The organism is Ruegeria sp. BF10 (assembly GCF_056538725.1).
Map to the genome: position 1 here is coordinate 392279 of NZ_JBQFTR010000002.1, position 13204 is coordinate 405482.

Consider the following 13204-nt stretch of genomic DNA (forward strand, 5'->3'; position numbering starts at 1 on the left):
GATCAGCTCCGTTTCAGTTTCGGGTCCAGCGCATCGCGCAGGCCGTCGCCCATCAGGTTGATGGCAAGTACGGTGACAAGGATTGCCAGACCGGGGAAGGTAACCACCCACCAGGCGCGCAGTATGAATTCGCGCGCTTCGGCCAGCATGGTGCCCCATTCCGGCGTGGGCGGCTGCGCGCCCATGCCCAGAAAGCCCAAGGCGGCTGCGTCCAGAATCGCTGTCGAGAAGGACAGCGCCGCTTGTACGATGATGGGTGCCAGGCAATTGGGCAGCACGGTGATGAACATCAGGCGTGACCGGCCAGCACCGGCCACGCGCGCCGAAGTGACATAGTCTTTCTGGCGTTCCGCCAGAACCGACGCGCGGGTCAGGCGCACGTAGTGGGGCTGGAAAACGATGGCGATGGCAATCATCGCGTTGGTCAGCGACGGGCCAAGGATGGCCACCAGCACCAGTGCCAACAGCAGCGACGGAAAGGCCAGAACGATATCCATCACCCGCATGATCAGCGTATCGATCCATTTGGGGGCAAAGCCCGACAGCAGGCCAATCATCACGCCGCCCGACACGGCCACACAGACGACGACGATTCCGACAAAGAAGGAATAGCGCGAGCCCATGATCAGGCGCGACAGCATGTCCCGACCCAGCGGATCGGTACCCAACGGGAAAGCCCAGCTTCCGCCCTCCTGCCATGCAGGCGGTTGCAGGATATGGTCGCGGAACTGTTCCGTCGGGTCGTAAGGGGCCAGAAGGGGCGCAAAAGTGGCGCAGAATACAAAGGCGGCAAAAACCCACAGCCCGATGACAGCACCGCGGTTTTCGCTGAAGTAGTACCAGAACTCGCGCAGGGCGCTGGGGCGGTCTTCCGTTTTGGGCGGGGTTGCGGATAGTTCGGCCATTACCGCCTCCGAATTTTGGGGTTGATGATGCCGTAAAGGACATCGACCAGCAGGTTCACCAGCATCACGATCACCGCGATCATCAGCAATCCGCCCTGAACAACCGGGTAATCTCGGCGGAAAATGCTGTCGACCATCCACTTGCCTATGCCCGGCCAGCTGAAGATGGTTTCGGTCAGGATGGCTCCTGCCAGCAACGTGCCCACCGACAGGCCGATCACCGTGACAACCGGAATCAGCGCGTTACGCAGCGCGTGCACCCCGTTGATCCGCGTTGGCGACAAACCCTTGGCACGCGCGGTGCGGATGTAGTCTTCGCCCAGAACTTCCAGCATCGCCGACCGGGTCTGGCGTGCGATGACCGCCAGCGGAATCGTTCCCAGCACAATCGTCGGCAGGATCAGATGGCGCACGGCTGATCCGAATGCTCCTTCCTGACCCGACAACAGGCTGTCGATCAGCATGAAGCCGGTGACGCTGGGAAAGTAATACAACAGGTCGATCCGTCCCGAGACCGGCGTCCAGCCCAGATTGCCCGAGAATATGATGATCAACAGCAGCGCCCACCAGAAGATGGGCATCGAGTATCCGACCAGCGCCGAGGACATCAGCGCCCGGTCAAAGAACTTCCCTCGGTTCACCGCCGCGATCACACCTGCGGGCAGACCCAGCGCAATGGCAAAGATCATGGCGCACAAGGACAACTCCAGCGTTGCGGGGAACAGCGAAAAGAACTCGTCCCATACAGGTTTCCTGGTGACAAAGCTTTCGCCCAGATCACCTTGAAGCACTCCGGTGAGGTAATCCCAATACTGCTGCAACACCGGTTTGTCGAAACCCAGCTTTTCGACCATTTCCTGATAACGTTCTTCCGTCATGCCGCGTTCACCGGCCATCACGATGATCGGATCGCCGGGCAGCACCCGGATGAACATGAACGAAATCAGCGTCACGCCCAGAAATGTCGGAACAAACAGGCCAAGACGGGTGAGGAAATAGCCAAGCATCAGCGACCTATGATCGTAAGTTCTTTGGGAAAGCGGGTCAGCGACCGACAGCCATCCCCGGTGACAAGAACGTCATCTTCGATGCGAACGCCGAACTTGTCCAATTCATACAGACCGGGTTCGTTGGTCCAGACCATGCCCGGCAGGATTATCTGACTGTTACCACGCATGATATACGGCGCCTCATGCACATCCCGGCCCAGACCGTGACCTGTCTTGGTCCGGATACGATCAACAAAAGGCGAGGCCTCAAGCACGCTTGTCACCGCGTCGTCGATGTCGTGTGCCGTCACGCCGGGGCGGCAGGCTTCGAACCCGGCTTTGTTGGCGCGCAAAACCGTGTCGTAGACATCCCTGCCTTCGTCCGGGACGTCCTGAACGAAAAAAGTTCGCGTGATGTCGGCCGCAAAACCATGTTTTCGAGCGCCGAAGTCGAACAACATCGCGTCGCCTGCCCTGATCCGGTAGTCGGCACGCGCCTTTCCGTGCGGTCGCGCTGAATTGTCCCCCGCAGCCACGATGGGGGAAAAGGCCAGCGACTCCGCTCCTTCTGCGAAGAGGGCCTGTATCAGCGCCTGCTCGACCTGTTTTTCGGTCTGACCTGCACGTACATCAGCAATCACACGCTCCAACGCGCGTTCCGAGATATCGATGGCCGCTTGCAACGCGGCGATATCGTCGTCAGTTTTGATGGCACGAAGGCCCGAGATTTCGCGTTCACCGTCCACAATCCGCAGATCCGGAATTGCGCGGGTAAACGCGTCTGACACGAAAAACCGCATCACCTGACCTTCGACAGCCAGCGATCTGATCGGAATATGTTCTGCCAGCGCGGAAAAGGCGCCGTCATAGCCGGTCTGATCGCGCCAGTCGAACACGGCACCCTCAAATCCGACCAGATCCCATGAGGCGAGCTCCAGGTTGGGCACGATCGCCGCCGGGTCCCCTTGGGCCGGAATCACCACGACAAAAGGGCGCTCGTGGCTCATGAAGGATTTGCCCAATGCGCGGGTGAAATTCGGACCGGGCACCAGGGCCACTGCGTCCACTGACATATCCATTGCCAATTGGCGGTATTCGGACAAATCCGGCATTCTGCCCGACCTCCTCAATAAGAAAGCCGGAGCCACCAATCTGGCGGCTCCGGTTTGTGAGTGGTGGTTTATTCGACGCTCACACCATAGAAGATGTGACCGCCCAGCGGGTGCACTTTGTAGCCTTGCACCTTGTTGCTCATCGGCATGTAAACGACCGAATGCGCGATGGTCGCCCACGGAGCCTGCTCTTTGAACACGACCTGCGCTTCTTCATACAGTTTGGTCCGCTCGGCCTGATCCGTGCTTTGCTTGGCCTTCAGGATCAGGTCTTCGAAGGGCTGATGACACCATTGTGCGCGGTTCGATGCTTCGACCCCGTCACAGCCCAGCAAAACCGCCAGGAAGTTGTCCGGATCACCGTTATCCCCGGTCCAGCCCAGCAGAACGGCACCGTCCCGGTTCAACTCTTTCGAGCGAGACAGGTATTCACCCCATTCGTACGAGACGATTTCGACGCCCACACCGATCTTGGCGAAATCCGCCTGGATCAACTCGGCCATACGGCGGGCATTGGGGTTGTAGGGGCGCTGGACGGGCATGGCCCAGATTTTCATCGACAGGTCCGAAACACCTTCGGCCTCGAGCATCGCCTTGGCCGCTTCCGGATCATAGGGATCGTCCACGATGGCGTCATTGTAACCCCACATGGTAGGCGGGATCGGGTTCTTGGCCACCTGACCCGAGCCCTGGAAGACCACGTCGATGATCGCCTGCTTGTCGATCGCCATGTTCAGCGCTTTGCGCACCTTCGGATTGTCGAATGGCGCCATGGTGGTGTTGTAGGCCAGATAACCAACGTTCAGGCCCTCTTGTTCCAGCATGTTGATGTCCGGATCATCCTTCATGGCCTGAATGTCGGCAGGGTTCGGATAGGGCATCACGTGACATTCGCCGGCTTTCAGCTTTTGGTAGCGCACAGACGCATCCGGTGTGATGGCAAAGATCAGGTTTTCGACCTGCGCCGGGTCTTTCCAATACGCATCATTGGCCGCGTAACGGATCACCGCGTCTTTTTGATAGGCCACGAACGAGAAAGGCCCGGTGCCGATGGGTGCCGTATTCAGTTTTTCCGGCGTTCCGGCCTCCATCATTGCCTCGGCATATTCCGCCGATACGATCGAGGCAAAGTCCATCGCCATATTGGCGACAAACGGCGCTTCGGGCTTGGACAGGGTAAATTTCACCGTGTAGTCGTCGATCTTTTCGATGGACTCGACCAGATCAGGCATCCCCATACCCTGGAAATATTCCCAGGTTCCGCCTGACACTTGATGATAAGGGTGGTTTTCGTCTTTCTGACGCATGAACGAAAAAATCACGTCATCCGCGTTGAAGTCGCGGGTCGGCGTGAACGCGTCGTTCGAGTGGAACTTGACACCCTGGCGCAACTTGAAAGTGTATTCCAGACCATCATCGCTGGCCTCGACACTTTCGGCCAGGCCGGGGACCACATTGGTCGTGCCCGTTTCAAATTCAAGCAACCGATTGTAGATCGGATGTGAAGAGGCATCAAAGGTCGTCCCTGCGGTGTACAGCGCAGGATCGAAGCCTTCAGGCGACCCTTCGGAACAATATACAAGTGTATTTGCCTGCGCCACGGCACCCGTCAGGGCGATCGCAGTGGTTGCGGCCAGAAGTTTGAGTTTCATGATTTTCTCCCAGAAAAGGACTTTAAAAGACAATCGCATGGCTCTTTGTCGTCAGAGCATTCAGTGACAGCACAGGTCGTCGCGATCCCTCTGCCCAATGTATCCAAAATACAAAATCTAAAGTCAACAGTGTCTTTCTGCGGATGTCTCTGACGACCGTTTCTGCCTTTGCACCCTGATTTCAGGGTCTCATTCTCATCTTCGCCGCGAAAACGATACGACGCCCCGAAACGCTCTACCGCGCACTCAGACCTTTCTGTTCATGGGTGCGGATTGCATGCTCTCATGGCCTGTACCCTCACGTCTTGTCCGTATGCGTGACCGCACGCCAATCCCGTGCGGGAGGGTTGGTCAAAAGCTTCGTTGCGCGCAACTTCATGACTACGGACACAGGATCCCCACCCCGCATTTTGTCCGCGGCTTCAAACGCAGCTATCGCCTGCTCGAACCGGCCGGAACGATAATGCGCAAGACCTTGTTCGTATGTCTCGATCCAATCAAATGATCCCTCAAAACTGTCGACCATCGCAATCAGCTCATAGACCACCAGTTCCTCGGTCCGGCCAAAGACCGCAAGCGTGTCCAGCTCTCGGACGACAATTGCGTCGGCGGCTTCGCGCCGGGTCTCGGGGCCGATCAGAATACGCGTGCCATACTCCTTGTTGGCCCCTTCCAATCGGCTGGCCACATTCACGACGTCGCCGATTGCCGTATAGTTCAACCGCTGCTCTGACCCAATGTTGCCAACCAGAGCTTCCCCACTGTTCAACCCGATCCTGACACGCAGGGAATTTCCGGCCTCGTCCTCGATGCCCGCATCTTCCACGGTCGCGACAAGATCCAGTGCCGCGCGGCAGGCATTCTCGGCATGGAGCGCATCCTTGCGCGGAGCCCCCCAGATTGCCATGACCGCGTCACCCATGAATTTGTCGATCGTCCCGTCATGGCGCGCGACGGCTGCTGCGGCCGCAGAGAAAAAAGGCTCCATCAACTGGATGATCTTGGGGCCCAGTTTTTCCGACAACCCGGTGAATCCGGTCACATCGCAAAACAACACGGAGACCTGTTTTATGTCGCCGCCCGGCTGTGTCTTGATACCCTCGGCGACCAGCATCTTCACAAGATCGGTCGGCACGTATTTTCGGAACGCGGACAACCCTGCGGCCATGCTGGCAGTGGCTGCTGACAGATTGGCCAGCTCGGACAGGTTGGAAGGCCTGCGTGAAATGTGTTCGACATCAAAGCGTTCGATTTTGCTCAGGTCTTCTGCGATGCGCGCCAATGGGTTGGCCACAATTCTACGGATCAACCAGATCGCCAGAGCGGTCGAGACGATCACGACCCCGATCAGGATATAGATCAGGTCTATCAAAGTTGCATTGATACCCGACAAGAAGGCCGATTCCGGAATGACCGTAGCGACGCGCCACCCGTAAAAACCCAAAGGCGTCAGGGCCACCGCATAAGGAACGCCATCGATCACCACGCGTTTCGTCGAGTTGCCAGCAGTTTTGCCATCCGGGTCGCCCAACAGTTTTTCCCCCGAGATCTTGGCAACCTCGTACAGCTCACCTTCGCCCATGCGCGCCGGTGTAACTTCATCCGCTTTTGCGTCGGGAACAGCAATTACTTTGCCATCGGCATCCAGAATGAAGGCGGCTCCGAATTCACCGGGCTCGAGCGTCGCCAGAAAGCGTGACAAACGGTCGGTTTCGATTGCGACCGCAAGAACACCCTGCCGTGCCCGGTTGACATCGATCGGCCCCGCAAATGCGTATACGGTCTTGTCACTGCCCGGAAGATCGCGTGCTTCGATCCATCCCATCGAGTTCAGAGACATAAAATTGTTGAACCAGGCATGATCGCGAGGATCATAGGAGGTCGGAACAAATTTCCTTTCTTCGAACTGAATATCGCCGGGAATAAAAATGTATCGATCGGTCCGCAGGTTTCGGTCGCGGATGTCCTTGTCGATCTCCATCATCTCAAGCCCGCTGTCGCCCAAACGGTGCGACGCGAAAAAATTGCCGTCCGGCCAACCGAAGAAAATCCAGGAAATATTCGGCTGCGCCTGCAACTGGGACAGAAAAACGAACTCTCGCTTATCGGCCTGCCGTGTTGCGATGACATTCTGTACAAAGATCGTGCGCACCGCCGACCATGCGGCTTCGGCGGATCTGAGAGTTGCCCCGACTTCGATGCGGACCGCGTTTGCAATCTGGCTGTTGATCTCAGCGGCAAGCATGCGGCTGTTGTCACGCGCGGTCGTCCACCACAGCGAATGAACAACAAAGGTCGACACGCCGATGGATACGGCGACCAGCATGGATACAGCAATGCCGACACTGAACCGCATGAAAACCCCGAAAAGAATGTCCTGTACCACAGTATTCGGTTGAGATCGCAAGAAGAGCAAAGCTTAGTTTGCTTCAACCCCGAAAAATCACGCAACTGTTAAGCACATGTGTATGCCGCGACAGAAATCCCCAGCACCTGGTCACTTGCCAATGCCCAGCGGACAGACCTTGCCCGTGGCGGAAATCAACTGACCTTTGGTCCGGGTTTGCGACGTTTGGGGACTGCGTTGCCACCTTTGGCGGACTTTGTGGCCGCAGCGCGTGCACGGTTTTTCTTGCTGCTAGGCTTGCCCTTCGGCGGCGGTGGGCCTTTCGGCGCATCACCGTCTGGCTTGGAGCGACCACTCTTTTGCTCTACGCTCCCGGCCTTGCGCTTTTTCGGTTTTGCGCCCGAAGCCTTGAACTTGCTTTTTGTCTCGTCGTCCGACGTTCCGAGGGATTCTGTTGTGCGCACGGTCTTTGCCGACTGGGCCTCGGGCTTGGGCTGGCGGCGAGGGGCTTTCCGCTCAGCCGGAGCGGCATCCCTTTTCTGGCCCGAAGGCCTGCCTTTGAACTTGCGATCAAGACCGGGCCGACCGGTTGACGACAGGTCTGGTGCCTTGTCCAACCGTACAAGGTCCTTGGTTTCTTCTATTTTCATCTCTGGGCCAATGGAGGTCAGAAAGCGGTCGACACTGGCTTTACTGATTTCGAAATAAGTTACGTCCTCTGCAATCCGGATGGCACCGATGTCGTCTTTCGTGAGATTGCCCGCCTTGCAGATCATCGGCAGCATATGACGTGGGGATGCATTCTGATTGCGCCCTTCGGACACAGAAAACCAGACGCTGGGCCCAAAAGATGCGCGGGGTTTTGGGGCGGTCTGATCGACCACCGACAGCTCTTCCGGGGCGGAATGGCGCAGTTTGTATTGCCTGAGATACGCGGCTGCGATTTGTTCGGGCGTAAAACTCTCAATCAGTTTCTCAACCGATGGGCGTTCGCTTTCCGTGATCTCGACCTGCCAGTCTTCTGACGCCAGCATCCGCGCCTGATCACGCTCGCTCACCTCTTCGGCGGACGGGGCCGATCCCCAATCCGCTGTCAGCTTGGCAAATTTCAGAATGCGCTCTGCCTTTTTTCGCGATGATGGCGCGACGATCAGGGCACTGACGCCCTTGCGCCCGGCGCGACCTGTGCGGCCAGACCGGTGCAGCAGCGTTTCATGGCTGTTGGGCAGCTCGGCATGGACAACCAGATCAAGGTTGGGCAGATCGATTCCGCGGGCCGCAACATCGGTTGCCACGCAGACGCGGGCCCGTCCATCGCGCATGGCCTGCAACGCGTTGGATCGTTCGCTCTGGGTCAGCTCACCGGACAGGGCCACGACTGAAAAGCCCCGGTTTGACAGGCGCGCGGTCAGGCGTGAAACCATCGCGCGGGTGTTGCAGAAAACGATGGCATTGGGGGCCTCGTAATATCGCAGCACATTGATAATCGCGTTTTCACCATCGCGCGGGGCCACCGTCATGGCGCGATACTCGATATCCGCGTGCTGTGTCTGTTCGCCGACCGTGCTCACACGCACCGCGTCGCGCTGATACCGCTTGGCCAAATTGGCAATTGCGCGTGGCACGGTGGCGGAAAACAACAAGGTCTGACGATCTGCGGGAGTTTCATCAAGAATGAACTCAAGATCCTCGCGGAACCCCAGATCCAGCATTTCATCCGCTTCGTCCAGGACAACCGCGCGGATAGCTGTCAGATCGATTGAACCCCGATTGATATGGTCGCGAAGCCGCCCAGGAGTGGCCACAACGATATGGGCGCCTCTGGCCAGCGCGCGACGCTCATCCCGAATGTCCATACCCCCGACGCACGAGGCCAGAAACGCACCTGCCCCGGAATACAACCAGCCAAGTTCCCGCTTCACCTGAAGTGCCAGTTCCCGGGTCGGCGCGACAACCAGCGCCAACGGCGCTTCGGGCTTGCCAAGCGTTTCTTCGTCGCCCAGCACCCTGTGCGCAATCGCAAGACCAAACCCAATGGTCTTCCCTGACCCGGTCTGGGCCGATACCAGCATGTCGCGCCCTTCCAGCTCGGGTTGGGTGACGGCTCGCTGAACTTGGGTCAAAGTATCATAGCCCTTGCGCGCTAGAGCATCTGCAATGGTTTGTTTCACGGTGGTGGTTCTTTGTATCGGCCAGGTGATAGGCGCTGTGCGGAATTGCGATCAGCGGATCATCCAAGGGTAAAGACAGCCCCATACCGGTTGCCATCCCCGTTGTATAGACGGGAAAACGGGCATTTTCGCCGAAAAGCTTCCCGCAACGGAACACCCTGACAGGTCAGACCCTGACGGCAACCTCCAGGGCCGGGCCGCATCAAACCTGGGTCGGCGCGGGAACAAAATTCACCATTTTGCCGGCAGATACCTGCCTTTGAACGTCGGAGACCCGCCCCGGACACGCACAATCGCGCCGATCATTTCGATGACGTGGCCGTCGTTGATGCGACATGGGTCAAACCAGAGCCCGAGCGGGTTCGTTCCTGATCTTGTTGACCCAATCTCAAGCCCCTGCTGCCCGAAGAAGAACTCTGCCCCGGGTCAAGCCATTCACCTTTTCGACGATGGCATCGGCATCGATACAGTGGTGGCGATAGAGATCACCGATCGTTCCTGTCTGGCCAAAATGTTCGACGCCCATCGGAATGGTCTGATGTCCACGTACAGCGCCCAGCCACGACAATGTTGCAGGATGCCCGTCAATCACGGTGACCAGATTGCAATGCGCCGGCAGGCCAGACATCAGGGTCTCGATGTGGGAAAGTGCGGCGGGGTTGCCGCGCGACCGCGCGCGTTGTGCAGCCGTCCAACCGGCATTCAGCCGATCCGCAGACGTCACGGCCAAAACACCGATATCGCGACGGCCCTCGCCGATGATACCGGCGGCCTTGATTGCCTCGGGCGCGACGGCGCCCTGATAGGCGATTACAACTTCGCAATTCGGCCCCGGTTTCCGCAACCAATAGGCGCCGTCTATAGCACCCTGGCGAAACTCGTCATCCACGCGTTTGCCCGGCTGTTCAATCGGGTTGGTCGTCAGACGCAGATAGACGGAACCGCCGGTTTCATCGCGCAGCCATGTGCGCTCGTCCGGTTGTCCTTCACCGTCGCGTTGCAGATAGTCGAAGGCCCATTCCGTGATCACCGCCAGTTCATCAGCAAAGGCGGGCTCAAAGGCGGCCAGCCCGTCCTGGCTCATCCCGATCAGGGGGGTACCAACGGATTGATGCGCGCCGCCTTCAGGCGCCAGCGTGACGCCCGACGGCGTACCAACGAGAATGAAGCGTGCATCCTGATAGCAGGCATAGTTCAGCGCATCGAGGCCGCGACTGACAAAGGGATCATATACGGTGCCGATCGGGATCAATCGCTTGCCGAACAGGGAATGCGACAGACCCGCCGCACCCAGAAGCAGCATCAGGTTCATTTCGGCGATCCCAAGCTCGATATGCTGCCCTTCCGGCGTGAATTCCCATTTCGCCGTCGAAGGGATACGGTGTTCGATGAAGGCGTCGGCTTGCGTGGATCGGGCAAACAGCTTGCGCCTGTTCACCCAAGGCCCCAGGTTCGTCGTGCCGGTGACATCCGGAGAGGTTGTCACGATGCGTTCTGCCAACGGGCCATCACCTTTTGACAAATCGTCAAGGATCTTGCCAAACGCCATCTGGGTCGAGATTTCACGGCTGGTGTCGACCTCGATCCGTGGCACATCCAGCTTGTCATCGAAATAGCGGCGCGGACCCTTGGCAAAGAACGGTGCCTTGGCCAGAAAATCCTTGAATGCGTCTTGGTCCTGCACTGTCGCAAGCGGCTCCCATTCTTCGCCTTCAGGCACGCCCATATGCGACTGCCACGCGGCGAACTGGCTGTTGTTCATCAGCCCGCCGTGATTGTCCTTGTGACCTGCGATGGGGGTGCCCCATCCTTTGACGGTGTAGGCCAGGAAACAGGTCGGGCGATCGTGATCGATGGCGGCAAATGTTCGGGCCATGGTCTCGACGCAGTTGCCGCCAAGGTTTTCCATCAGCGCAGCCAGCTCCGCATCCGTCCGCCGTTCGATCAGGGCGGTCACATCCCCCTGATCCCCCAGATCGTCCATGAGACGCTGCCGCCAGTTCGCACCACCCATGAAAGTCAACGCCGAGTAGTCCTGGTTGGGGCACGCATCGATCCAGTCGCGCAGGCGGTCGCCACCCGGTTCTTCAAAGGCCGCGCGTTGCAGAACCCCATATTTCACGCGCACGACATCCCAACCGAACGCATCGAAGATTTTCTCGATCCGTTCGAACAGCCCTTCACGGACGATACCGTCCAGAGATTGCCGGTTGTAGTCTATGATCCACCACGTGTTGCGCAGGTCGTTCTTCCAGCCTTCCTGCAAAGCCTCGTACACATTGCCTTCGTCCAGTTCGGCGTCGCCAACAAGGGCCACCATCCGCCCCATCGGAGCATCCGAGCCCCAGCTTTTGGCCTTGATGTAATCCTGAATGATCGAGGCAAACGAGGTGATCGCGACACCCAATCCCACCGAGCCGGTGGAGAAATCAACGTCGTCGATATCCTTGGTCCGGCTGGGATAGCTCTGCACACCGCCAAAACCACGGAAATTCTCCATCTTCTCGCGCGTTTGATTGCCCATGAGATACTGCATCGCATGAAAAACCGGCGAGGCATGGGGTTTGACTGCTACGCGGTCTTCAGGGCGCAGGGCTGAAAAATAGAGCGCCGTCATGATCGACACCATCGAAGCAGACGATGCCTGATGGCCACCAACCTTGATCCCATCCACCTTTGGCCGGACGTGGTTGGCATGGTGGATCATCCAATGCGACAACCATAGCAGGCGTTGTTCAACGATCTTCAACTGGGTGGGATCAATGTGCATGGCGGTCTCCGGATTCAGGCGGCGCTGCGGGCAGGATAGGGCAGAGCTTGCTCCAGGTCTGCGAGGATATCTTCGACATCCTCAAGCCCGACGGACAAACGGATCAAACCATCGCTGATCCCATGCTCGGCGCGTTCCTCCGGAGTATAGGTCGAATGAGTCATGGATGCGGGGTGCTGGATCAGCGTTTCGGCATCGCCCAAGGACACCGCGCGCTGGATCATGTTGAGGCGGTTCATGAATTCAATCCCACCGGACAGGCCGGACTTGACTTCAAACGCTATCATGGCGCCGGGTTGGGACATCTGGCGCTGCGCGACGTCATGCTGGGCGAAACTCTCAAGCCCAGGGAAATAAACCTCGCCGACGGCCGGATGGGCCTCGAGGAAATCTGCAACGACCCTGGCGGAGGCACAGTGACGATCCAGACGCAGGTTCAGTGTTTTCAGTCCGCGCAGGATCAGCATCGCGTTGAAAGGGGCCATGACCGCACCGGTCATATCCTTCATTCCGACCAGGCGGATTTCAGCAATCTGTTCGGCGGTGCCAACAACCAGACCGGCGACCACATCGCCATGTCCGCCGAGATATTTGGTGGCGGAATGCAGAACGATATCCGCGCCGTGCTCGATCGGGCGGGTCAGATAGGGGCTGGCGTAGGTGTTGTCGACGACAACCGTTGCACCGACCGAATGCGCGATCTCGGCGCTGGCGGCGATGTCCACAAGGCGCATGTTCGGGTTGGCCGGAGTTTCGAAATAGACAACGCGGGTTTTGTCAGAAAGCGCCGCTTTCAGGTTCTCGGGGTCCGTCATGTCAACATGGGTGATCGTGACCCCCCATTTCGCCAGACCGTGGCGCATGAAGGCGAAGGTGCAGCCATAGAGTGTTTTGTCCACGATGACTTCGTCCCCTGGCGACAGCAGAGTCCAAAGCACTGCCGTTATCGCCCCCATGCCGCTGGACAGGGCCAGTCCGGCCTCGGCCCCTTCAAGCACCGCAATGCGTTGTTCCAGAAGGTCACATGTGGGGTTCGAAATTCGGCTGTAGATATGACCTGCGCGTTCACCGGCGAACATCTCTCCACCAGCCTCTGCGGATTCGAAGGCAAACGTGGACGTCAAATGCAGCGGTGGGGTAAGGGCGCCGTCATTTTCCAAAGGGTTGTAAGCGTGGTGAATGGCGCGGGTGGCAAATCCGGTTGAACGAGTCATTGCAAGCTCCTGTTTCAAGCTGACGCCAGTTTACGCCTTTACTT

The 13204-nt window shown here is 58.4% G+C and carries 8 protein-coding genes; all 8 read right to left on the reverse strand.

The genetic code is table 11. The features are described from left to right. Positions 1-2 precede the first annotated feature (2 nt). The 8 genes from ACR0DJ_RS11610 to ACR0DJ_RS11645 all read right to left on the reverse strand — a co-directional run bounded on the left by ACR0DJ_RS11610 (position 3) and on the right by ACR0DJ_RS11645 (position 13160). Positions 3-905 (reverse strand): ABC transporter permease subunit, encoded by a 903-nt coding sequence (locus ACR0DJ_RS11610; RefSeq protein ID WP_480685033.1) that lies wholly within the window; start codon positions 903-905, stop codon positions 3-5. Continuing rightward, positions 905-1912, reverse strand: a complete 1008-nt coding sequence (locus ACR0DJ_RS11615) for an ABC transporter permease subunit (RefSeq protein ID WP_170345192.1) — start codon at positions 1910-1912, stop codon at positions 905-907. The genes ACR0DJ_RS11610 and ACR0DJ_RS11615 overlap by 1 nt, the downstream gene beginning before the upstream one ends. Beyond that, positions 1912-3006 carry a M24 family metallopeptidase gene (locus ACR0DJ_RS11620; RefSeq protein WP_480685034.1) on the reverse strand — a complete coding sequence of 365 codons (1095 nt, stop codon included), beginning with the start codon at positions 3004-3006 and terminating at the stop codon, positions 1912-1914. The genes ACR0DJ_RS11615 and ACR0DJ_RS11620 overlap by 1 nt, the downstream gene beginning before the upstream one ends. Positions 3007-3074: 68 nt before the next feature. Beyond that, the gene (locus ACR0DJ_RS11625) at positions 3075-4658 is read right to left on the reverse strand and encodes an ABC transporter substrate-binding protein (protein WP_425079222.1); all 1584 of its coding nucleotides are present in this window, start codon (positions 4656-4658) and stop codon (positions 3075-3077) included. Between the two features lie 298 nt (positions 4659-4956). After that, positions 4957-7014: an adenylate/guanylate cyclase domain-containing protein gene (locus tag ACR0DJ_RS11630; RefSeq protein WP_480685036.1), complete on the reverse strand. Its 2058-nt coding sequence runs from the start codon at positions 7012-7014 to the stop codon at positions 4957-4959. A gap of 185 nt (positions 7015-7199) precedes the next feature. Then, positions 7200-9176 (reverse strand): DEAD/DEAH box helicase, encoded by a 1977-nt coding sequence (locus ACR0DJ_RS11635; RefSeq protein ID WP_480685037.1) that lies wholly within the window; start codon positions 9174-9176, stop codon positions 7200-7202. Between the two features lie 388 nt (positions 9177-9564). Beyond that, on the reverse strand, positions 9565-11946 hold the full coding sequence (locus tag ACR0DJ_RS11640; RefSeq protein ID WP_480685038.1) for a 1-deoxy-D-xylulose-5-phosphate synthase N-terminal domain-containing protein: 2382 nt from the start codon (positions 11944-11946) through the stop codon (positions 9565-9567). A 14-nt stretch (positions 11947-11960) separates the two neighbouring features. Next, entirely contained in the window at positions 11961-13160 is a 1200-nt protein-coding gene (locus ACR0DJ_RS11645; RefSeq protein ID WP_480685039.1) for a methionine gamma-lyase, read from the reverse strand. Positions 13161-13204: the final 44 nt, after the last annotated feature.

Excerpts from the sequence above, each read along its gene's own strand:
- ACR0DJ_RS11625 (WP_425079222.1), bottom strand. The coding sequence starts at position 4,658 with ATGAAACTCAAACTTCTGGCCGCAACCACTGCGATCGCCCTGACGGGT.
- ACR0DJ_RS11615 (WP_170345192.1), bottom strand. The coding sequence starts at position 1,912 with ATGCTTGGCTATTTCCTCACCCGTCTTGGCCTGTTTGTTCCGACATTT.
- ACR0DJ_RS11630 (WP_480685036.1), bottom strand. The coding sequence starts at position 7,014 with ATGCGGTTCAGTGTCGGCATTGCTGTATCCATGCTGGTCGCCGTATCC.
- ACR0DJ_RS11640 (WP_480685038.1), bottom strand. The coding sequence starts at position 11,946 with ATGCACATTGATCCCACCCAGTTGAAGATCGTTGAACAACGCCTGCTA.
- ACR0DJ_RS11610 (WP_480685033.1), bottom strand. The coding sequence starts at position 905 with ATGGCCGAACTATCCGCAACCCCGCCCAAAACGGAAGACCGCCCCAGC.
- ACR0DJ_RS11620 (WP_480685034.1), bottom strand. The coding sequence starts at position 3,006 with ATGCCGGATTTGTCCGAATACCGCCAATTGGCAATGGATATGTCAGTG.
- ACR0DJ_RS11645 (WP_480685039.1), bottom strand. The coding sequence starts at position 13,160 with ATGACTCGTTCAACCGGATTTGCCACCCGCGCCATTCACCACGCTTAC.